The sequence below is a fragment of the Lentibacter sp. genome (genome assembly GCF_965657785.1).
In the GTDB taxonomy this organism is placed as follows: domain Bacteria; phylum Pseudomonadota; class Alphaproteobacteria; order Rhodobacterales; family Rhodobacteraceae; genus Lentibacter.
This window is the reverse complement of record NZ_CBFHPP010000014.1, coordinates 1-22503: the sequence shown is the minus strand read 5'-3', so window position 1 is coordinate 22503 and position 22503 is coordinate 1. Positions and strand designations below refer to the sequence as shown.

Below are 22503 nucleotides of genomic sequence, written 5' to 3'. Positions count from 1 at the left end.
TCTGCGTATTCGCTTTTGCATACGCTTGCAAAATTATCTTGCCAAAAGGCAATGGCCTTGTCTACTGTTCTTGCAAGCGTATGCAAAACATACGGTTCAAGGGGGGAAGATGGCTGAAATTCAACTGCGCAATCTGGGCAAGCGTTGGGGCAATTTTGTTGGGGTCAAGAATTTTGACCTGACAATTCATGACCGCGAGTTCCTTGTGCTGCTTGGCCCTTCTGGCTGCGGCAAGACCACAACCATGCGGATGATCGCAGGGCTTGAAGATGTCACCGAAGGTGAAATCCTGATCGACGGCAAAGTCGTCAACGACCTTGAGCCAAAAGACCGCGATGTCGCCATGGTGTTTCAGAGCTACGCGCTCTATCCCAACATGAACGTCTATGAAAATATCCGCTTTCCGCTCAAGGTGCGCGGCGTTGACCCTGCCACCCATGATGAAAAAGTCCGCCGCGCCTCGGCGATGGTTGAGCTGGATGAATTCCTTCATCGCAAGCCCGCCGAGCTGTCTGGCGGCCAGCGCCAGCGCGTTGCGCTTGCCCGTGCGATTGTGCGTGAGCCAAACGTGTTTCTCATGGATGAACCCCTGTCCAATCTTGATGCAAAGCTGCGCGTTTCCACCCGCGCCCAAATCAAAAACCTGAGCCACGAGCTGGCCGTGACCACGATTTATGTCACGCATGACCAGATCGAGGCGATGACACTGGCCGACCGCGTTGTGGTTATGAAAAAAGGTATCGTTCAGCAGGTCGGCAGCCCGACCGAAATTTACGACACCCCCGCCAATACCTTTGTGGCAAGCTTTATCGGCTCTCCTGCGATGAATTTGATCGAAGGCACCTTAACAGGCGGTAAATTCGCCGCACAGAACACTGCGCTCGCAGGGTTGAGCGCGCCCGATGGTCAGGTCACGCTCGGCTTTCGCGCCGAAGACGCCAGCCTCGTTGAAAGCGGCGGCCAGATCACAGCGCCCGTCTATACAATGGAGCTTCTTGGCGACGCCACCATGATCGCAGTTCGCATTGGCGGCGCGCTTGTCTCGGTGAAGGCCGATAAGACATTCCGCGCCAAAATCGGCGAAGAGGTTTCCATCTCTATTCCGCTGGATCACTGCCACCTGTTTGACACAGCAAGTGGCGACCGAATTGGGGGCTAAACCCCCGATACCTTAGCGCTCGCAAAACAAGAGCGCGTCACCAAGGTCTGCGCGTGCACGGCAGACCAAACCACAACCGGGAGTATCTCATGAAACTGAAACATCTTCTTCTTGCGGGCGCGGCCTCGCTTCTGGGCACAGGCGCAATGGCCTGTTCTTACGAAAACACCGTTCCGCTCAAGTCGCTGTCAGCGGGCTTTGAAGCCTGGAAAGTCGTCACAGACGCCATGGCAGAATGTGGCAACTTCGAAGCCTCACTCGATCAGGAGTTCAAGGAAAAGCAGCCAGAAGCCTTTGCCGCGAACCCGTCTCTTTACCACATCGGTGGTGTGGCCAACGCGACGCTTATTCCGCTGCTCAACGCAGGCACAATCCGTCCGCTCGATGATCTGATTGCCAAATACGGCCAAAGCATCAAGCCAAACCAGATGATCAAAATCGATGGCAAAACCTATGCTGTCGCCATGATGGTCAATGCCCAGCACCTGATGTATCGCGAAGATATTCTGGCTGATCTCGGCATCGCCGAGCCAACAACCTACGCCGAAATGATGGCGGCTGCCGAAAAGATCAATGCCGCTGGCGTTGTGGATTACGCGATTGGCGGCACCTTCAAAACAGGCTGGAACCTCGCCGAAGAATTCGTCAACAACTTCCTTGGTGAAGGCGGTGACTTTATCGCTGAAGGTAATATGCCAAACATCAACAACGCCCAAGGCGTTGCGGCGCTTGAAGTGATGAAATCGCTGACAGCCTATATGGACCCCGAGTATCTTGTCTCGGACTCGACATATGTTCAGCAGCAGTTCCAGCAAGGCAAAATCGCCATGGCAAACCTCTGGGCCTCGCGCGCAGGTGCTATGAATGACGCGGCCGAAAGCCAGGTTGTTGGCAAAGTGAAGATGTCAGCCGCGCCTATGGGCTCAGTTGCGCCAGCCAGCTCGCTTTGGTGGGATGGTATCGTGATTGCAGCCAACATCACGGATGAAGAAGCCGAAGCCGCTTTCAAGCTGGTTATGGAAGGCCTGAAGCCTGAAGTGATTGCAGCCAACAATGACGCCGCTGTCTGGCTCGTTGACGGCTTCACCGCAGGTCCGCTCGCCGCTGGTGCGGCTGCGACTGCTGCTGCGGGCGCACGTCCCTATCCTGCGTCTGGCCCGATGGGCATCATGCACACTGTTCTGGGCAACGGCATCGCCGATTACCTCAATGGTGCAAAAGACGCCGAAACCACTTTGGCTGATATCGAAGCCGCCTACATGACAGCTGCAAAAGAAGCAGGTCTTGTGAAGTAAGCCTTTAGCGGGGCTGTGCCACCGGTGGTGCGGCCCCGCATTTTTCAAGAAACTCCGCCAGACTGGCGGCACTCTCGGAGGGTCGTTCCTTGCCATTCAAGACATTTGCCGCCTTTGTCGGCCCCTCGATCGTCATGATGCTGCTGTTCATAGCGTTCCCGCTGCTCAGCGTGTTTTCGCAAAGCTTTTATCTCCATCAGCCGATCTATGAGAGCGTCGAAGTCGAAACCTGCACCCCGGGTTTCCTCACGCAGACCTGCACAACCGAGATCAAATCGGTTCCGCGGCTGGATGAGAACGGCGAAATTATCAAGGTGAAGAAGTTCATCGGCCTTCAGAGCTATGCCAATGTTCTGGAACTGGGCCGCGCCAAAGAGGCGTTGCTCAATGGCAGTTGGCGCGCCTTCCAGACGATTGATTTCTGGAAAGCCCTGCGCTTTACGCTCTCCTTTACGCTGATCACTTTGCCGCTCGTGCTCGGCTTTGGCCTGCTGATCGCCTTGGTGATTAACAACGCCTCAAAGCGTGTGCGCGGCCCCGTTATTTTTGTCTCTCTCTTGCCGTTTATTATCACGCCTGTCATCGGCGCTCTGTCGATCAACTGGCTGTTTCGCGGCGACGGTATTCTGACGGCGACGCTCGAATGGTGGCTGGCGCGCGACATTGCCATGTTTGCCCAAGCCTGGACCATCGAAATTCTGATGATGTTTTACCGCGTTTGGCACGTGGCCCCCTTTGCCGCCATTGTCTTTTACGCGGGTCTGCAAACCGTCAATCAAGACAGCCTTGAAAGCGCAGTGATTGATGGCGCAAGCCGCTGGCAGCGCCTGCGCTATGTGGTCATCCCGCATCTGATGCCGCTGATTGTGTTTGTCACCATGATTCACCTGATGGACAGCTACCGCGTGTTTGAAGAAATTGTCGGCTTCTCAAGTCAGGGCCACGTGATTTCGCTGCAATGGCTGACCTATGATTTCCTCGTGCCTGATCAGGCCGGCAACCGCTCGATCAGCCGCGCCTCGGCCAGTGCCATGCTCACCATGATCGGCATTGTTCTGCTGTTGATCGCACCATTGCGCCGCACATGGCGCGAACATAAAGGGAGCCACTGACATGAGCGCCAAAACCATGCAGCAGCCTGCGGGCCTCAAACTTGCCTCGGCGTCCTTCCTTGCCTTTTGGTGCCTTGTGGCCGCCTTCCCGATCTTCTGGATCTTGGTGATGAGCTTCAAGGCTCCGGTTGATGCCTTCAACGACAATGCCCTCAGTGTTGTCTTCGGCCCTAATACTTTGGCCGCAGGCAAGGGCATTTCGCTTCTTGATATTGCGCTCTTTGCGGGCGTTGTCTGGCTCACCGCGCGCTTTGTGATCAAGCGCTTGGGCGGGTTGGTCGAGGCCTATTCGCCCCGTGGCGTTCAGGTGGTTGGCTGGCTGGTCGGTGGCGCGGCTGTGGCGCTTGGCGCGCTGGTGCTGCTCTTTGGTGTTGCGCCTTGGCTCAGCTCCGTTCTGGGGCCATGGCTCGGCCCGCTCGGTCAGAACATCATGGGTTTCACGACCGAACATTATGTCACGGTCTGGGTTGATCGCGGCTTCTCGCAGAACTTCCAGAACTCTCTCTTGGTGACAGCGGGCGTGGTCACTGTTTCGCTAACAGTCGGCACGCTGGCGGGCTATGGCCTTGCGCGCTCGGGCTCCAATCTGGCGTTCTGGATTCTCATTGTCGCGCTGGTGTTTCGGGCGCTGCCGCATTCGGTTCTGGTGGCGGGCTATCTGCCTGTTTTCATCAGCTCGGCTGAATGGCTCGCGCCGATCTTGGGCGAGAACGCCCCGACACTCTATGGCAAGCCATGGGCGGTGATTGCGGTTTTGGTGGCGATCAACCAGCCTTTCACAATCTGGATGCTGCGCTCGTTCTTTCAGAACATTCCCGCCGAGCTGGACGAAGCCGCGCGCGTTGACGGCTGCTCGCATTTTCAGGCCTTTCGCCGTGTGATTATGCCGGTGATGTGGCCAGGTGTGATCACCACAGGTCTGTTCAGCTTTCTGCTCGGTTACAACGACTTCCTCGTCACCTCCCTGCTGCTTGATGCGCAAAACCAGACCATGGTTCCCGCCATTGCAGGGATGTTCAACATGGAGACCACAACCACAGATCAGGTCGTGGCCGTCGCTGCCGCCGTTTCCATCACGGCACCGCTCTTTTTGCTCGTGATGATTTTTCAACGTCAGATCGTCAGCGGGCTGACCGCTGGCGCTGTGAAAGGCTAGGAGAACAGACCCATGGCAGGCGCACGCCCCGAACAAGCCACGCTCACCCGCGACACCGACCTTGGCAAAACCGCCGAGACCAAAGCGGTGATCGAAGGGATGGTTGATGGCCTGAATGACCACCGCATCGCAGACATCGGTGAGTTTTTTGCCCAGAGCTTCCGCTGGATGGGCAACACAGGCTGCGGCACAAAGCACGGGCTTCAGGCGTTTCAGGACAATTGGCAAAAGCCCTTCCAAGCCGCCTTTGGCGACAAGGTCTGTGTTGATGAAGCCCGCCTCTTTATGGGCGAGTGGGCCGCCGCCTTTGGCCGCCAAGAGGCGACACATCACGGCGAGTTCATGGGCATTCCTGCCACAGGAAAGCGGATCGAAATCCGTTATATGGATTTCTGGAAAGTGGAAGACGGCAAGATCACAGACAATTACGTGATGGTTGATTTCCCCCATGTGCTGGCACAACTCGGCCATGACGTCTTCGCAGGCGAAGGCTGGGAAACATTTGACAGGGGCGAGCGCACGCCGCCCCAACCGAACAACATTTAAGAAGGATACTGGCATGAGCATTACATACCTCAAACAAGGCAAACCCGCCGCCGACCGCGCCGAAGACGACGCCCAAGTTGCCAATGCGGTTGCCGCCACGCTGAAAGACATCGAAGCCCGCGGCGACGTGGCCGTGCGCGAACTGGCCAATAAGTTTGATGGCTATGACCGCGAGACATACCGCCTCTCTGACGCCGAGATCGAAGAGATCATCGCGCAGGTCTCGCCGCAGGAAATGGCCGATCTGAAATTTGCTCAGGAGCAAGTGCGCAACTTTGCCCAAGCGCAGCGCGACTCCATGCTGGATATCGAAGTCGAAACGCTACCCGGTGTGATCCTTGGCCACAAGAATATCCCTGTGCAATCTGTCGGCTGCTACGTGCCGGGCGGCAAATTCCCCATGGTGGCTTCCGCGCATATGTCTGTCGCCACTGCGAGCGTTGCGGGTGTGCCGCGTATTATTGCCTGCACGCCGCCCTTCAATGGGGTGCCCAACCCTGCGGTGATTGCTGCGATGCACCTTGGCGGCGCCCATGAAATCTATGTGCTCGGCGGCATTCAGGCCGTCGGTGCCATGGCGATCGGAACCGAAACGATCGCCCCCGTGCACCTCCTCGTTGGTCCGGGCAATGCCTTTGTGGCCGAAGCCAAGCGCCAGCTCTTTGGCCGTGTCGGAATCGATCTCTTCGCAGGCCCGACAGAGACAATGGTGATCGCGGATGAAACCGCGGCCGATGCCGAGCTCTGCGCCACCGATCTTTTGGGCCAAGCCGAGCACGGCTACAACTCGCCCTGCGTCTTGCTGACCAATTCCGAAAAGCTCGCCCGCGCCACCATGGCCGAAATCGAACGCATCCTGACAATCCTGCCCACAGCCGACACCGCCCGCAAAAGCTGGGAAGACTACGGCGAGGTGATTGTCTGCGACACCTATGACGAGATGCTCGCTGTGGCCGACGATATCGCCTCCGAGCACGTGCAGGTGATGACAGATCGTGATGATTGGTTCCTTGAGCATATGACCTGCTATGGCGCGCTGTTCCTTGGGGCGCGCACCAATGTCGCCAATGGCGACAAGGTCATTGGCACAAACCACACCCTGCCCACCAAAAAGGCAGGCCGCTACACAGGCGGTCTCTGGGTTGGCAAATTCCTCAAAACCCACAGTTACCAGCGCGTTCTGACAGACGAGGCCGCCACGATGATCGGTGAATACGGCTCGCGCCTTTGTATGCTCGAAGGCTTTGTCGGCCATGCCGAGCAATGCAACATTCGCGTGCGCCGCTACGGCGGGCTGAATGTGCCTTACGGCGAAGGCGCCCCCTATCGCGACGCGGCGGAGTAAGCTCGGTGACAGATCTTCAAACCCGGAACAAAGCAGTCATAGCGCCCCTGCGCGCCGCGATGTATGACTTCAGCGAAGCGGGCGTGCGCGCCGCGCTCAAAGCGGCCGCTGTGCCTGATGCGGTGTTTCACCACTGCCACCCGCTGGGCGACAGCACAGGGCCAGATGCGTTTTATGAGGCCGCCTATGGGGGGCTCTTTGCGGCCTTCCCCGATCTGGAGCGCCGTGATTACATCGTCATGGCAGGCCCTGATGATAACGGTGCCGAATGGGTCGGCTGTGGCGGCTATTACACAGGAACCTTTGCCGCGCCTTGGCTTGATATTCCGCCCACAGGCCACATGGCCCATATGCGCTTTCACGAGTTTTACCGCATGGAAGAGGGCAAGATCGTCGAGTTTCAGGCGATCTGGGATATCCCCGAGCTGATGATGCAGGCCAGCGCTTGGCCAATGGCGCCCTCACTGGGCCGTGAGTGGGCGGTGCCCGCGCCAGCAACCTGCGATGGCCTCCAGACTGCGCCCTATGATGCCGCCAAAGGCGAGGCAACCAAGCGTCACATCGTCGATATGCTGGAGCATATGAAGCGTCACCCCTCCCAAGGCGGGCCTGAGGTTATGGAAATGGACCGCTTCTGGCACGAACGGATGAGCTGGTATGGCCCCGCAGGGATCGGCACAGGCCGTGGCGTTTCGGGCTTTCGCAACTGGCATCAAATCCCGTTTCTCAGCGCCATGCCCGACCGTGGCCAATATGTCAGCGACATAACCTATCACTTCTTTGGCGAGGGCGAGTATGCGGCTGTGACGGGCTGGCCCAACATGATCCAGACCGTCACCCATGATGGCTGGATGGGCATTGCGCCGTCTGGCAAAAAAATCACCATGCGTAGCCTCGATTTCTGGCGGCTGGAAAACGGCAAGATCCGCGAAAACTGGGTCTTGGTCGACCTGCTTGATGCCTATCGCCAACTTGGGGTTGATGTCTTTGCACGCCTGCGCGAGTTCAATAAGGTGCGTCACGTATCGCCCCTCAATATCCCGACAGGACTAAGCTCATGACCCTTCCCAAAACCCCTTCGATGAAACTTTCAGGCAAGCGTGCGCTGGTCACAGGTGCCTCCTCCGGTATTGGTCAGGGCTGCGCTGTGGCCTTGGCCGAAGCGGGCGCTCACGTGGTCTGCTCCGCACGCGGGCTGGAGCGGCTTGACGCAACAGTGGCAGAAATGACAGCGCTGGGCTGGTCTGCCGAAGCTCTGGCGCTCGATGTGTCTGACCTTGAGGCCATTCAAGGCGTTCTGACAGAGCAGGCGCCCTTTGATATTGTCGTGAACGCGGCGGGCTATGCCAAGCACGGCCCCGCCTTTGACACGGCCCCCGAAGATTTTGATGCGGTGATGAATATCAATCTGCGCGGAGCCTATTTTCTCTCGGCATGGGCTGCCAAATCCATGCAGGACGCAGGGATTGAAGGCAGCATTATTCACATCTCCTCCCAGATGGGCCATGTCGGCGGGATTGATCGCGCGGTCTACTGTGCCTCGAAATTCGGCCTTGAAGGCATGGTCAAAGCCATGGCGATCGAATGGGGCAAGTCGCGCATCCGTATCAATACGATTTGCCCGACCTTCATTCGCACGCCTCTGACAGAGCCAACCTTCGCAGACCCCGCCCGCGTCGCTTGGATCGAAGAGAAAATCAAGCTGGGCCGCACGGGCACAGTCGAGGATATCATGGGTGCGGTGCTCTATCTGGCCTCGCCGGCCTCAAGCCTTGTCACAGGCAGCTCGATGCTGATTGACGGAGGTTGGACAGCCGACTGATGGGGATGGGCAAGGTCACCTCGGCAGAAGTTGCAGCCAAGGCAGGCGTGAGCCAGTCTGCGGTGAGCCGTGTCTTTACGCCTGGGGCGTCGGCTTCTTCTGCCACAGCGGCGAAAGTGAAAAAAGCCGCCAAAGAGCTGGGCTATCGTCCCAATGTTCTGGCGCGGGCCATGGTCTCGGGCAAAAGCCGTATCATCGGGCTTGTGGTCGCTTATCTCGACAACCAGTTCTACCCCGAAGCGCTGCAACGGCTCTCCAATGCGCTTCAGGCCGAGGGCTATCATGTGCTGGTCTTCATGGCCTCCCAAACGGCGGGTGATATTGACGGGGTGGTCGAAGAGATCCTTGATTATCAAGTCGACGGGATTGTCGCCGCCTCGGTGGCGATGTCGTCTGATCTGACAGAGCGCTGTCGTGTGGCGGGGGTGCCGCTTGTGCTGTTCAACCGTGCTCAGGACAGTGCCGAAATTTCGGCCGTCACATCAGACAACCTTGCCGGTGGCCAGAAAGTGGCCGAGTTCCTGCTCGCTGCGGGCCACAAAAAGATTGGCTATATCGCAGGCTGGGAAGGCGCCTCGACACAACGCGACCGTGAGCTTGGCTTCACGCAAGAGCTTGCCAAAGCGGGCCTGTCGCTGCACAGCCGTGAGGTCGGCCAATATACCATGCAAGGCGCGCGCGAGGCGACATTGCGGATGTTTGCCGCCGATCCGCCCGAAGCGGTCTTTGTCGCCAATGACCATATGTGTTTCGCGGTGATGGATACGCTGCGCTTTGAGCTTGGTCTCAGCGTGCCCCAAGATGTCTCGGTGGTGGGCTATGATGATGTGCCCATGGCCGCTTGGCCTGCCTATAGCCTGACCACGGTGCGCCAGCCTGCTGGCCGTATGGTGGCCCAAACCGTTTCGCTCCTCTTGAGCCAGATCAACACGCAGTCCGCCGCGCCTCAACAAATCCGGATCGACGGCCCCCTTGTTGTGCGCGGCTCTGCCAAAATTCCCAAAGGATGGACCTCATGAAAGGCTTCTCAAACCACTTCAAGGATTTCCCCGATTACATTATCGGCATCACCAAAGAAATCTGGGAAGACCGTGGTATCGCCACGCTTCACCACTATTATTCGCCCGATATCGTCGTGCGCTCTCCTGCCTCGGTGGTGATCGGCAACGAAAAGGTCATTGGCGCGACAATGGCAACACTCGCCGAATTCCCTGATCGTCAGCTCTTGGGCGAAGATGTGATCTGGTCAGGCACGCCCGATGACGGGATGCTGTCCTCACACCGGATCATCTCGACAGCGACCCACGCCCATGACGGCGTTTATGGCGCGGCCTCGGGCAAAAAACTGCGCTACCGGATTCTTGCGGACTGTCACGCGATCGACAACCAGATCAATGACGAATGGCTGATCCGCGACCAGACCGCGATTGTCCGCCAGATCGGCTGGGAGGCCAAGGATTTCGCCCGCGATCTGATCGCCCGCGAAGGCGGCCCCGAGCGCTGCGTGCAGCCGCTCACGCCCAAGACTGACAAAGTCGGCCCCTATAAAGGCCGTGGCAACGAGAACGAATGGGGCCAGCGTCACGCCGCGCTGCTCACAGGCATGATGAACGCTGATATGCGCCTGATAGAGCAAAGCTATGACCGCGCCGTCACCTCGCATTATCCCGGTGGCGAAACAGGCCACGGCTGGGGCGCGGTCGATGAGTTCTGGATGGGGCTGCGCGCGGCCTTTCCAGATGCCGAGTTCAAGATTGATCACGTCATTGGCCGCGATGATCCGAATATGCCGCCGCGCTCTGCGCTGCGCTGGTCGCTTCATGGCAAACACACAGGCTGGGGCGCGTTCGGTGTGCCCACAGGGGCCGAGGTCTATCTCCTCGGGATTTCTCAGGCCGAATGGGGCGAGCTTGTCGGCAGCGATATCCGCCTGCGCCGTGAATGGACCCTGTTTGACGAAACAGCTGTCTGGAAGCAGATCCTGATGCAAACAGGCGACCTTTGATGACCTTTCGTGCTCGACATCTCAAGCGCCGTCACGGCTTTCTGGCGAGCCGCCGCGCAAGGCGGCTCAATCTGCGTCCGCCCGGCTCCTAGCGCCGTTCACACAGGACAAAGACAACAGAAAATTGAGATAAGGACAAACCCCATGACACCCCAAGACCTCGAAAACCGCATTGTGCGCTACGGCGAGCTTCAGCCTTGCAAAACGGCCTTTATCGACGCCCATACGCCCGGAAGTGACCAAAAAGAAAACTTCACAATTATTGGCGGCGGCGTCTCCGAAAGCCCCGATCAACACGTGCATATCGGGCTGCCGCACGGCTTCAACATCGGCGCAGCAGGCCAGCCGCCCCGCGTGCGCAACAGCCTGCACACCCACCGCACCGCGGAGGTGTTCTTTGTGCTGTCGGGGCGCTGGCGCTTCTTCTGGGGCCGCTATGGCGACGCAGGCGAAGTGATCCTTGAAAAGGGCGATATCTTCAATATCCCGACAGGGATCTTTCGCGGCTTTGAGAATATCGGCGAAGATTACGCCATGATCATGGCGGTGCTCGGCGGCGACGATGCAGGCGGCGGCGTGGTCTGGGCGCCACAGGTGATCGAGGACGCGGCTGATCACGGGCTGATCCTCGCTGAAACAGGCAAGCTTTATGACACCAAGAAAGGCCAAAGCCTGCCTGACGGGGTGAAGCCCATGGCGAAGCTCTCCGAAGAAGAGGCCAACAGCTTCGGCGCGCCCACAAGCTCCGAGGTGATTCAAGGCTATGTCCGCCGCTATCTTGACCTCTATGGCATGGCCGACACCGCGCCCGCAAAGGTGATCGGCGAGACAGCCAGCATCCGCGACAAACCCGGCTTTGAGGTTGATTTCATCACCCGTGGCTCGGCCCTCACCACAAAGCAAACCTCAGACAAACCCACCGTGCTGATGCCTGTCACAGGCCATTGGCGTGTGCGCTGCGCGGGGCTGAGCAAAACACTGGCCCCGGGCGATACGATGTCAGTGCCTGAAAACACAGCCTATACCTGCGAGCCGTCGATGACAGGCGAGGCAGGGCTTTACCGCGTTGTCGCAACCAATGATCCCGCAGGTCTGACGTGGACGAGCTGAACGGCCTGTCCGACCAGACGCGCGACATTTATGAGGCCAACGCGAGCGCATATGACAAAGCGCGCTCGCGCACGCTTTCGGAGGCGCGCTGGCTGACACGGTTCGGCGACGGGCTGCCCAAGGGCGGCTCTGTGCTCGACCTTGGCTGTGGCGCGGGCGAGCCGATTGCGGCGTGGCTGATCGGCGAGGGCTTTGCCTATACGGGCGTCGACTTTTCGCCAGCGATGCTTGAAATCGCCAGTGCCCGCTGGCCCGACCAAGACTGGCAACTTGGCGATATGCGCAGCCTGAAAATGGAGAAACGCTTTGATGGCGTGATTGCCTGGAACAGCTTTTTCCACCTGACAGAAAACGAACAGAGAGAGACGCTGCCCCGCCTCGCCGCATTGCTCAATCAGGGCGGCACATTGATGACAACGGTTGGCCCCCACGCGGGCCAGACAACAGGGACGGTTGCGGGCAGCACCGTCTTTCATGCCAGCCTCTCTCCCGCCGAATATGCACATAGCCTTGAGGCCAACGGGCTGCGCCTCACGGCCTATCTGGCCGAAGACCCCGACTGTGGCCGCCACTCCGTTCTGATGGCGCGCAAAGACTGAAAGGATTGCACAATGACGATCAAGACAACCCATGTCGGCAGCTTGCCCCGCACGCAGGAGGTGGTTGATTTCATCTTTGCGCGCGAACACGGCAAAGACTATGACCAAGCCGCCTTTGACGCCTGCATGACGGCGGCTGTGCGCGACACGGTGGCCAAGCAAAAGGACGCTGGCATTGATATTGTCAGCGATGGCGAGACATCAAAGATCAGCTATGCCACCTACGTCAAAGACCGCTACACAGGCTTTGACGGCGACAGCCCGCGCAATGCGCCCGCCGATCTCAAGATGTTCCCAAGCTTTCTGGAGCGCCTCGCCAATGATGGCGGCACGCCCCAATATGCGCGGCCCATGTGCGTCGGTGAGGTGAAATCCAAAGGCCAGGGCGAGCTGCAAAAAGATATATCCAACCTCAAAAGCGCGATGGCGGCCGAAGGGGTCGAGCGCGGCTTTATGAACGCGGCCTCGCCCGGGGTGATCTCGCTGTTCTTGCAGAATGATCACTACAAAACCCGCGAAGCCTATCTGGCCGCGCTGGCAGACGCGATGAAGGAAGAATACGAAACCATCGTCGCCTCGGGGCTGGATTTGCAGCTCGATTGCCCTGATCTCGCGCTCTCGCGCCATATGCTGTTTACTGAGATGAGCGATGAGGCCTTCCTCAAAGTGGCCGCCAGCCATGTCGAGGCGCTCAACCACGCGCTGAAAAACGTGCCCGCCGAGAAAGTCCGCGTGCATATCTGCTGGGGCAATTACGAAGGCCCGCATTGCTGCGATATCCCGATGAGCAAGATGTTTGACACCCTGATGAGCACCAAAGCGCGCTATATGCTGTTTGAAACCTCCAACCCGCGCCACGGCCACGAATGGGCGGTGTTTCGCGACCGCAAGGCAGACATCCCCGAAGATAAAGTGCTGGTTCCGGGCGTTGTGGACACCACTACAAACTTTGTCGAACACCCCGATCTTGTGGCCGAACGGCTGACACGGTTTGTGGATATTGTGGGGCAGGATCGGGTGATTGCCGGGTCTGATTGCGGCTTTGGAACCTTTGCAGGCTTTGGCGCTGTCGACCCTGCGATTGCCTATGCCAAGCTAAAATCTCTTTCAGATGGGGCGGCGCGCGTCAAATGACACCTTCCCTGCTGGACCTGCTCAAAAAGGTCGATACCCCCACAGTCTGCAACGCCATAGAAGTGGCCCAAGGCAAACGCGGCTTTGCCCGCTTTACCCGTGGCACGATGCTTGCCTCCGCGCCCGAAGAGGGGGCGATGGTCGGCTACGCCCGCACCGCCAAAATCGCGGCACTGGCCCCGCCCACAGAGGCCCCTGAGGTGATCAAGGCGCGGCGCATGGACTACTACCGCCACATGGCAGGCGGGCCGCGCCCCGCGCTGGCTGTTGTGGAGGATCTCGACTATCCCGACGCTGTCGGCGCCTATTGGGGCGAGATCAACACAACGGTGCACAAAGGCTTCGGCCTCTCAGGCGCGCTCACCAATGGCGTGATGCGCGACCTGGGCGATCTGCCTTCGGGCTTTCCTGTTGTGGCAGGCTCGATCGGGCCGAGCCACGCCTTTGTCCATGTCCGCGAAATTGGAACGGGAGCCGATATTATGGGGCTTCGCGTGGAGGAGGGCGAGCTTGTCCACGCCGACCGCCACGGCGCGCTGGTGATCCCGCCTGAGGTGATGGAGGGGCTGGAAGAGGCCATCTTGAAGCTTTTGGAAACAGAAAAGCTGGTGCTGGACCCCGCCCGCAAAGAGGGCTTTGACTTTGAGGCCTTTGAAGCGGCCTGGTCGGGTTTTGAGGCGGCGCGCACCTGAGCCAAAAGGCCCCGCGAGGCGGCCCACAAGGCGGCCCAATGGCGCGCGCTCTGCGCGCACAGGTTTGTTTAGCGGGGCGCACGCGCCCGCAGGTTTGATTAAGGGGGGGCGCACGCGCCCCCCGCGGCCTTCGGCCACTCCCCCCGTGGATATTTTTGGAAAGAAAAAGTTAATTGCGGCTTTGAGGCTCTGAGCGCTTGACGCAAATGAAGGAGTCGTAATAGGACTGCGACATTCTGGTCCGGCATTTGCCGGTGAATAGGGAATGTGGTGCGGCTTTTGAGCCAACTCCACAACTGCCCCCGCAACTGTAAGCGGCGAGCGAAGCTGATCAAAGCCACTGCCTCAAAAGGGTGGGAAGGCCCAGCCAAGCCCCGACCCGCAAGTCAGGAGACCTGCCAGGATGTTCACCCTACCCGTGTGCGAGGGGCGCATAGGTAACGGACACTCCGTCGTGGTGGCATTCGCTGTAACCACGGGGGGGCTATGCCTTCTCCCGTATAAATGACTTGCGCGGATCGCGCAGGGGAAGGACCAAATGCACTCTACACTCAAGGCATCCGCCGCTCTGGCGTTGCTCATCGCCCATACACCCGCCTACGCTCAGGAGGCGTTTGATCTTGGGGAGATTACGTTGTTTTCAAGCTCGGTCCCGACTGCGCTGAGCAAGACAGGCACAACAACCGAGGTTGTAACGGAAGACGCGCTGCAAAGCGGTGGCACGCAGCAGGTGATTTCCAAGATCGATGCGCTTCCGGGTGTTGCTTTTGCGGGTAACGGGTCTGTTGGAGCGACACAGTTGATGTCTGTTCGCGGCTTGCCCTCAAAATATGTGCCTGTGTTCTTTGAAGGCATCAATTTAACCGACACAACAGGCCCGCAAAATCTCTTCAACTGGGGCGGTATTCTCAATCAGGGTATCGGCCGTGTCGAACTTTTGAAGGGCTCGCAATCTGCGCTTTATGGATCTTCTGCTGTTGGTGGCGTGGTCAACATGGCAGCGATGCGCCTGAGCGAAGAGGGTGAGCGCTACACGTTTGGCGCTGAAGTCGGCTCATATGATACGCAAAGCGCAACTTTTGGGTATCTGCGTAAGACTGAGCGCATAGACCTGTCTTTTTCACTGACCCAGTTTAAATCAGACGGCTTCTCCTCAGCAGAGGAAAATGATGGCAATATAGAGCGGGACGCCTCAAAAGGAACAAACGCTCTCTTGAGCGCGACGTTTGCGGCAACTGATGTGCTGACGCTGGGCGCTTCGCTTCTTTACACGGATACAAACACTAACATTGAGCAGTCAGACCCCTCGCAGGGGTTTCGCGTGGTTGACGATGAAGTTCCTTATTTCAACACACGCAAGGCAGCGCGTGTCTTTGCCCGGGTTGATGGCGAGCGTGTTGATCACGAAATTGGGATTGCAGTGTCTAACAATCACAGCCGTGAGCCCTCCTCAATCTATACCAAGTCGTTTGAAGGGGAGCGGACCGCATTTGATTATAAGGGCACAACCGCGCTTCCAGCCGGGCAAATGTCCTTTGGTTTCACCCATGCAAAAGAAACGGCCCAACTTGATGCCTTTTATGCAGAGACAAAGACCTCTGCTGTTTTTGCCGAGGTTCTGACGCCACTGTCTTCTGATGTGGATGTTTCATTCGCAGCGCGCTTCGAAGATCATTCCACGTTTGGCAGCGCACTGACAGGCCGAGCAGCTCTGGCATGGCGGACGTCTGAGGCGACAACTCTGCGTGCTTCGCTTGGCAATGGTGCGCGCGCGCCCTCGCTCTACGAGCTTTATGACGTATGGTCTGGCAACACAGCACTGCAAGCCGAAACGTCAGTGAGTTTTGATATCGGTTTGGAGCACGCATATACGTCAGGCTCCATAATCAAGGCTGTCGTATTTTATAACGAGATCGACAATCTGATCGATTACAGCTTGTCGACATATTCCTATGATCAAATCTCAGGTAAAAGCGTGACCCAAGGTCTTGAGGTTTATGGTGAATTTGCACTGTCTGATTCTGTGATGCTCACAGGCTCTTACACCTACACTGATACGGCTGATGCTAGCGGCAATCAACTGCGCCGCGTGCCAGATCATGACTTGGTGATTGGTGTGCAGGCTGACCTAAATAAGCGTCTTTCGCTTGGTCTGAGCGCCAATTATATCGCTGGCCGCGCGCAAGATGGATCACCACTGCGTGCCATGCCTGACTATACCGTTGCCAATGCCACGCTAAACTATGCCGTCTCAGACACGTCAGAGCTTTACCTGCGCGTCGAGAACCTCTTTGACAAAGAGTATCAAACATCAGGTGGCTACGGCACCTCCGACCGCGCGCTATACTTTGGCGTTCGTGCGTCTTTCTAGGCTCATAAGTGCCGCTGCGCTGGCTATTGTGGCTGGCGCAGCAGTTTATGGCGAGACACCTCAGAAGGTTGTCTCGATGAATGTCTGTACCGATCAGCTTGCCATGTTGGTCGCGGGCGAAGGCCAGCTCTATTCGCTCTCGGCCCTCGCGATTGATCCGCGCATTTCGGGGATGGTGGAGGAGGCGCGCGCCTTTCATATCAACTCCGCCCGCGCCGAAGAAATCTATCTGATGAAGCCCGATCTTGTCTTGGCGGGCACCTATACGGCGCGTGCCTCTGTCGAAATGCTGGAGCGGTTGGGCGTGCCTGTTTTGCGCTTGGCTCCGGCGAGCAGCCTTGCAGATGTGCCGCTGCGCTTGCGTCAGATAGGCGCGGCGCTGGGCCGCGAGGCGCGCGCGGCCGAGCTTGTGGAGGCGTTTGAGGCGGGGCTTGCGCGCCTTGCGGCCGCGGCTCCGGTGATCCGCCCGCGCGCTGTCGGATATGCCGCCAACGGCTATACCTCGGGCGCGCATACCTTGCCTGACGAAATGATCGCCGCCGCCGGCTTTATCAATATCGCGTCCGAGCTGGGCATAGACTATGGTGGCCGTATGCCGCTTGAACGCCTTGCCATGAGCGCACCAGATCTGGTGATGAGCTCGACGCCCTACGCTGGGGCCTCGCGCGCCGAAGAGGTGCCGCAGCACCCTGTTGTGCGCGCGGTCACAGGCGGCGGCGCACCCGTCAGCATGGTCAGCCGCGATTGGGCCTGTGGCACGCCTCTCGTTCTGCGCGCCATTGAGGAGTTGGTGGCAAAACGCGAGGCGCTTTTCCCATGATCCGTTTGATGTGTCTTCTCGGTGCCGTTGTTGCGCTGCTGTTTGCGGCCTCGCTCGCTATTGGCCCTGCCGAAGCGAGTTTTGCCCAAAGCCTGTCTTCCCTTCTGGCCGATGACGGAACGCCCTTCACATTGGTGATGCGCGAAATCCGCCTGCCGCGAGCGCTCCTTGCCGTGATGATTGGTGCGTCGCTCGGCCTTGCGGGGGCCGCGATGCAGGGCTACTTGCGCAACCCTCTGGCAGAGCCGGGGCTGATCGGGGTCAGCTCTTCGGCGGCGCTCGGGGCTGTGCTCTCGCTGCAAACAGGCTTTGCGGCGGCTTTTGCGCTGGCGCTGCCGCTTTCGGCGCTGGCAGCGGCGCTTGTCGGCGTGCTGCTTGTGCTGATGCTGGCGGGGCCGCGCGGGGCCTCCATGACGCTTATTCTCGCGGGGATAGCGATCTCTGCGATGGCGGGCGCGCTGATCTCTCTGGTGCTCAATCTGTCGCCCAACCCATACGCCGCCAACGAGATTGTCTTCTGGATGATGGGGTCGCTGGCCGACCGCTCCATGCTTCACGTTTGGCTGGCCCTGCCGGTTATGGCGCTGGGGTGGGGCTTGCTTGGCACATTGGGCCGCGGCCTTGATGCGCTCACGCTGGGCGAAGATGCGGCCAGTTCGATGGGGGTCAATCTCTCCCGCCTGCGGCTGTCGCTGGTGGTTGGCGTCTCCTGCGTGGTTGGCGCAGGGACGGCTGTTGCGGGGGCGATCGGCTTTGTCGGCCTTGTTGTGCCGCATATCCTGCGCCCCTTTGTGGGGGGTCGCCCCTCGCGGCTGCTCTGGGCTTCGGCGCTCGGGGGGGCGGCGCTGGTTCTGGCGGCTGATATTGCTGTGCGCCTGATCATGCCAGACCGCGATCTCAAGCTCGGGGTCGTTATGGCCCTCATCGGTGCGCCGCTGTTTTTGCATCTTATCTTCAAGACCCGAAAGGAGCTGTCATGAGCCCGCTGCTTTCGCTTGAGCGCCTCACAGCCCTGCGCGGCGAATGCCCTGTGGTGGATGATGTCACCGTGTCGATCGGGGCGGGCGAATGTGTCGGGCTGATCGGCCCAAACGGGGCGGGCAAGACCACGCTGATGCGCGCCGCTCTCGGCCTTTTGCCCGCCAAAGGCACAAGCTCCCTGACGGCGCTGTCGCCTGCTGCGCGCGCCCGCGCTGTGGCGTGGCTGCCTCAAGCGCGCGATATCGCTTGGCCGATGACGGTTGAAACCGTGGTTGCGCTGGGCCGTATCCCACATCTGCCGCGCGGCACCAAACTGCGCCCTGAAGATCAGGCCGCCGTGGATACGGCCCTCGCCGAAATGGGCCTGACAGATTTCGCCGAGCGCCTCGCCAACCAGCTCTCTGGCGGCGAGCAGGCGCGCGTGCTGATTGCCCGTGCGCTGGCGCAGCAAACGCCGCTTCTGATGGTGGACGAGCCCATCGCCGGCCTTGACCCCGCCCACCAGATCAGCACAATGGAAAGCTTTGCCGCCCTCGCAGACGCGGGCAAATCTGTGATCGTCTCGCTGCACGACCTTGGCCTTGCCGCACGGCACTGCACGCGTATTTTGATGCTCTCCCAAGGCCGCCTTGTGGCCGATGGCCCGCCGGCCGAGGTGCTCACGCAGACGCGGCTGAATGAGGTTTTTGGCATTCGGGTGTTTTATGAAAATACCGCCCAAGGCCCGATCTTCCAGCCGACAGAAGTCACCCGATAAATCGAAATAAGTAGAAACACGGGCTTGATCGCCCTAGGGTTCTGTGTAGGTATGCGCGCAACCCATATTTTCGACCGATCGGTCGGTGATATGGCGGTCTTGGGAGGGATCCAATGCTTAAGTATGTTTCACAACTGGCGCGGATTATGGCGGTGCTTGGCGGCCTTGTGCTCTGTGCCTTGGTCGTTTTGACCTTTGTCAGCGTCACGGGCCGCGCGCTCAATACACTGGGCCATGCTGGCAGCCTCGGGGGGCTTGGCGACTGGCTGATCCAGACAGGCGTTGGCCCGATCACAGGCGATTTCGAGCTGCTCGAAGCGGGCGTTGCCTTTGCGATTTTTGCCTTCCTACCGCTGACCCAACTCTACGGGGCCCATGCCACTGTCGATATCTTTACCTCGGCCCTGCCACGCCGCACCAATAAGGCCCTGATGGCCTTCTGGGAGGTCGTTCTGACAGCGGTTATCCTGCTCATCGCTGCACGTCTCTATGTCGGTATGCTCGACAAAATGCAGTATAACGAGACAACCTTCCTGCTACAGTTTCCGATCTGGTGGGCCTACGCCGCCAGCTTTGCGGCCTCTCTCGTCGCCTGTGTTGTCGCGCTTTACTGTGCCTTTGCGCGCATCGCCGAGCTGGCCACAGGCCGCGCCTACCTGCCTCACTCCGAAGGAGCGTCCCATTGACTATGCTTGAACTGGGCTTTCTGTCCTTCCCCGCCCTGCTATTGATGATCTTTTTGCGCGCGCCCATTGGCCTTGCCATGCTCCTCGCAGGGATCGGCGGCCTCTGGTTTGCCACAGGCGACACCAATATGTTCATGGCGCGCCTCAAAAACGAGACCTATAGCACCTTCTCCTCCTACTCCCTGACGATCATTCCGATGTTCCTGCTGATGGGCCAGTTCGCGACCCTCTCGGGGATGTCCCAAGCGCTGTTCAAAGCCGCCGAAAGCTTCCTCGGCCACCGCAAAGGCGGTGTGGCTATGGCCGCCGTCGGCGCCTGCGCAGGCTTTGGCTCGATCTGCGGCTCCTCGCTGGCAACAGCCGCGACCATGTCGCGCGTGGCCCTGCCAGAGCTGCGCCGCTACGGCTACTCGGGCGGCTTCTCCACAGCCACACTCGCCGCAGGCGGCACCCTCGGCATTCTCATCCCCCCCTCGGTGATCCTTGTGATCTACGCGATCCTGACAGAGCAAAACATCGCCAAGCTCTTCCTCGCCGCCTTCATCCCCGGCATTCTCGCCGCCCTTGGCTATATCATCACCATCTCGATCTATGTGCGCGTGCACCCTGACGCCGCAGGCACACGCGAGCCTGTCCCCATGGCCGAGCGCTGGCGCGCCTTGCTTGATGTCTGGCCCGTGCTTGTCGTCTTCGGCCTCGTTGTGGGCGGGATCTATGCGGGCTGGTTCACGCCGACAGAAGGCGCCGCCATCGGCGCGGCTGGCACAGGCCTGATCGCGCTCGCTTCGGGCAACATGAGCTGGGCCGTCTTCAAAGAAAGCATCATCGCCACAGCCACAGCCACAGGCATGATCTTCTTCATCGTCCTCGGCGCAGCCCTCTACAACGGCTTCCTTGCGCTCTCCCAAGTGCCGCAGGAACTCTCTGGATGGGTCGTCGCCCAAGGCTATAGCGCCTGGACCGTGCTCATCATCGTGCTGGCGTTTTACCTCGTCTTCGGCTGCCTCATGGACAGCCTGTCAATGATCCTGCTGACCATCCCGATCTTCTTTCCGGTGATCAGCCAGCTTGATTTCGGCATGACGCCAGAACACGTGGCGATCTGGTTTGGCATCCTCGTGCTGATCGTGGTCGAAGTCGGGCTGATCACGCCCCCCGTGGGCATGAACCTCTTCATCATCAACGCAATGGACAAAACAACCCCCATGCGTGACACCTACCGCGCGGTGATGTGGTTCGTCGGCTCCGATCTGGTCCGCGTGGTGATCCTTGTGATGTTCCCCGCGATCACGTTGTTTCTCATTCCCTAAGCAAGGGCGGCGCCTCTCACTCGTGGCGCCGCACAGACCAGTGCGCGCGCAATACGCAGACGCGCAAGCGCGACGGCGTTGCGATTGAATGAGAGCACAGGCAGACATACCCTCGCCCAAAGCCAAAAGGATACGTCATGAGCGACAGCTACAACCCCGATACAGACGGCGCGCAAATGTCTTTCGCGCGTGACATGAGCTATGGCGACTACCTCCACATAGATCAAATCCTCTCGGCCCAAACGCCGCTCTCTTCCGCGCATGACGAAATGCTCTTCATCATCCAGCACCAGACCAGCGAGCTTTGGATCAAACTCGCGCTGCACGAAGCTTCAGCCGCCCGCGCCTTGCTGGAGAAAGGCGATTACGCCCCCGCCTTCAAGATGTGTGCCCGCCTGTCGCGCATCTTCGATCAGCTCAATTCTGCATGGGACGTTCTGCGCACCATGACGCCCTCCGATTATACCGCCTTCCGCGAGACGTTGGGCCGCTCATCGGGCTTTCAGTCGCACCAATACCGCCTCGTTGAATATGTCCTTGGCAACCGCAATGAAAACCTGATGAAAGTGCATGAGCACCGCCCCGAGCTGCACCAGTTGCTGGAAGACGAGCTGGCCCGCCCCTCGCTCTATCACGTCGCCCTGCGCGCACTGGCGGCCGAAACAGGCACAAGCTTTGCGCCCGAGGTGTTCCGCCTGCGTGCGCCCCATCAGGCCGATGAGGCGGTGGAGGCCGCGTGGCTCAAAGTCTATCAGGATCCGGCCAAATACTGGAACCTCTACGAGCTCGCCGAAAAACTCGTTGATCTGGAAGATTACTTCCGCCGCTGGCGCTTCAATCATGTGACGACAGTGGAGCGCATCATCGGCTTCAAACGCGGCACAGGCGGCACAAGTGGCGTGCAATACCTGCGCAAAATGCTGGAAGTGGAGCTCTTCCCCGAGCTCTGGAACCTGCGCGGCGCCCTGTAAGCGCCACCCATCCCCCAACGGAAAATTCGAATTTTCCGCCCCGTTTTCTGCGAAGAAAACGCGCCCTTTCATATGTCACGCAAACACATAACGCCTGTGCGCTGTTGGGAGTGCTGGGAGATCAATCGTAGTGAAAGGGTTTTGGTGGAGCATAGCGGGATCGAACCGCTGTACTGTTCGCACATTTTTGTGCGTTAAGTCAGCGCCTGTGCGCTGTTAGGAGTGCTGGGAGATCAATCGTGATGAAAGGGTTTTGGTGGAGCATAGCGGGATCGAACCGCTGCACTGTTCGCACATTTTTGTGCGTTAAGTCAGCGCCTGTGCGCTGTTGGGAGTGCTGGGAGATCAATCGTGATGAAAGGGTTTTGGTGGAGCATAGCGGGATCGAACCGCTGCACTGTTCGCACATTTTTGTGCGTTAAGTCAGCGCCTGTGCGCTGTTGGGAGTGCTGGGAGATCAATCGTGATGAAAGGGTTTTGGTGGAGCATAGCGGGATCGAACCGCTGAACTGTTCGCACATTTTTGTGCGTTAAGTCAGCGCCTGTGCGCTGTTGGGAGTGCTGGGAGATCAATCGTGATGAAAGGGTTTTGGTGGAGCATAGCGGGATCGAACCGCTGCACTGTTCGCACA

At 59.1% G+C, this 22503-nt stretch carries 21 protein-coding genes and 1 riboswitch; all 21 genes read left to right on the top strand.

What is annotated here, in order from left to right:
* Nucleotides 1-109 precede the first annotated feature (109 nt).
* Complete coding sequence (locus tag ACTF58_RS09485; protein ID WP_438991733.1) at nucleotides 110-1159, top strand: ABC transporter ATP-binding protein; 1050 nt, start codon at nucleotides 110-112, stop codon at nucleotides 1157-1159.
* Between the two features lie 89 nt (nucleotides 1160-1248).
* Entirely contained in the window at nucleotides 1249-2454 is a 1206-nt protein-coding gene (locus ACTF58_RS09480; RefSeq protein WP_273498611.1) for an ABC transporter substrate-binding protein, read from the top strand.
* Between the two features lie 89 nt (nucleotides 2455-2543).
* The gene (locus ACTF58_RS09475; protein WP_273498612.1) at nucleotides 2544-3566 is read left to right on the top strand and encodes a carbohydrate ABC transporter permease; all 1023 of its coding nucleotides are present in this window, start codon (nucleotides 2544-2546) and stop codon (nucleotides 3564-3566) included.
* 1 nt (nucleotide 3567) lies between these two features.
* Nucleotides 3568-4722 (top strand): carbohydrate ABC transporter permease, encoded by a 1155-nt coding sequence (locus ACTF58_RS09470; protein ID WP_438991732.1) that lies wholly within the window; start codon nucleotides 3568-3570, stop codon nucleotides 4720-4722.
* Between the two features lie 12 nt (nucleotides 4723-4734).
* The gene (locus tag ACTF58_RS09465; protein ID WP_438991731.1) at nucleotides 4735-5268 is read left to right on the top strand and encodes an ester cyclase; all 534 of its coding nucleotides are present in this window, start codon (nucleotides 4735-4737) and stop codon (nucleotides 5266-5268) included.
* 13 nt (nucleotides 5269-5281) lie between these two features.
* On the top strand, nucleotides 5282-6613 hold the full coding sequence (hisD, locus tag ACTF58_RS09460; protein ID WP_273498615.1) for a histidinol dehydrogenase: 1332 nt from the start codon (nucleotides 5282-5284) through the stop codon (nucleotides 6611-6613).
* 5 nt (nucleotides 6614-6618) lie between these two features.
* Nucleotides 6619-7674 (top strand): ester cyclase, encoded by a 1056-nt coding sequence (locus ACTF58_RS09455; RefSeq protein WP_438991730.1) that lies wholly within the window; start codon nucleotides 6619-6621, stop codon nucleotides 7672-7674.
* Nucleotides 7671-8435, top strand: coding sequence for an SDR family NAD(P)-dependent oxidoreductase (locus ACTF58_RS09450; protein ID WP_438991729.1), 765 nt, complete (start codon nucleotides 7671-7673; stop codon nucleotides 8433-8435). The genes ACTF58_RS09455 and ACTF58_RS09450 overlap by 4 nt, the downstream gene beginning before the upstream one ends.
* A complete protein-coding gene (locus ACTF58_RS09445; protein WP_438991728.1) occupies nucleotides 8435-9454 on the top strand; it encodes a LacI family DNA-binding transcriptional regulator in 1020 nt (339 codons plus the stop codon). Before ACTF58_RS09450 ends, ACTF58_RS09445 begins: the two co-directional genes overlap by 1 nt.
* A complete protein-coding gene (locus tag ACTF58_RS09440) occupies nucleotides 9451-10440 on the top strand; it encodes an ester cyclase (RefSeq protein ID WP_438991727.1) in 990 nt (329 codons plus the stop codon). The genes ACTF58_RS09445 and ACTF58_RS09440 overlap by 4 nt, the downstream gene beginning before the upstream one ends.
* A 144-nt stretch (nucleotides 10441-10584) precedes the next feature.
* A complete protein-coding gene (locus ACTF58_RS09435; protein WP_438991726.1) occupies nucleotides 10585-11550 on the top strand; it encodes a cupin domain-containing protein in 966 nt (321 codons plus the stop codon).
* The gene (locus ACTF58_RS09430) at nucleotides 11538-12149 is read left to right on the top strand and encodes a class I SAM-dependent methyltransferase (protein WP_438991725.1); all 612 of its coding nucleotides are present in this window, start codon (nucleotides 11538-11540) and stop codon (nucleotides 12147-12149) included. The genes ACTF58_RS09435 and ACTF58_RS09430 overlap by 13 nt, the downstream gene beginning before the upstream one ends.
* Before the next feature lie 12 nt (nucleotides 12150-12161).
* A complete protein-coding gene (locus tag ACTF58_RS09425) occupies nucleotides 12162-13283 on the top strand; it encodes a cobalamin-independent methionine synthase II family protein (protein WP_438991724.1) in 1122 nt (373 codons plus the stop codon).
* Entirely contained in the window at nucleotides 13280-13975 is a 696-nt protein-coding gene (locus ACTF58_RS09420; RefSeq protein WP_438991723.1) for an RraA family protein, read from the top strand. The genes ACTF58_RS09425 and ACTF58_RS09420 overlap by 4 nt, the downstream gene beginning before the upstream one ends.
* 220 nt (nucleotides 13976-14195) lie before the next feature.
* A riboswitch (cobalamin riboswitch) is annotated at nucleotides 14196-14392 on the top strand.
* Between the two features lie 121 nt (nucleotides 14393-14513).
* Nucleotides 14514-16346, top strand: a complete 1833-nt coding sequence (locus ACTF58_RS09415; protein ID WP_438991722.1) for a TonB-dependent receptor plug domain-containing protein — start codon at nucleotides 14514-14516, stop codon at nucleotides 16344-16346.
* 76 nt (nucleotides 16347-16422) lie between these two features.
* Entirely contained in the window at nucleotides 16423-17166 is a 744-nt protein-coding gene (locus ACTF58_RS09410; protein ID WP_438991721.1) for an ABC transporter substrate-binding protein, read from the top strand.
* Nucleotides 17163-18146: a FecCD family ABC transporter permease gene (locus tag ACTF58_RS09405; protein WP_438991720.1), complete on the top strand. Its 984-nt coding sequence runs from the start codon at nucleotides 17163-17165 to the stop codon at nucleotides 18144-18146. Before ACTF58_RS09410 ends, ACTF58_RS09405 begins: the two co-directional genes overlap by 4 nt.
* Entirely contained in the window at nucleotides 18143-18904 is a 762-nt protein-coding gene (locus ACTF58_RS09400) for an ABC transporter ATP-binding protein (protein ID WP_438991719.1), read from the top strand. The genes ACTF58_RS09405 and ACTF58_RS09400 overlap by 4 nt, the downstream gene beginning before the upstream one ends.
* Nucleotides 18905-19017: 113 nt before the next feature.
* Nucleotides 19018-19590, top strand: a complete 573-nt coding sequence (locus tag ACTF58_RS09395; RefSeq protein ID WP_438991718.1) for a TRAP transporter small permease — start codon at nucleotides 19018-19020, stop codon at nucleotides 19588-19590.
* The gene (locus ACTF58_RS09390; RefSeq protein WP_438991717.1) at nucleotides 19587-20900 is read left to right on the top strand and encodes a TRAP transporter large permease; all 1314 of its coding nucleotides are present in this window, start codon (nucleotides 19587-19589) and stop codon (nucleotides 20898-20900) included. The genes ACTF58_RS09395 and ACTF58_RS09390 overlap by 4 nt, the downstream gene beginning before the upstream one ends.
* A 137-nt stretch (nucleotides 20901-21037) precedes the next feature.
* Entirely contained in the window at nucleotides 21038-21871 is an 834-nt protein-coding gene (locus ACTF58_RS09385; RefSeq protein ID WP_438991716.1) for a tryptophan 2,3-dioxygenase, read from the top strand.
* Nucleotides 21872-22503: the final 632 nt, after the last annotated feature.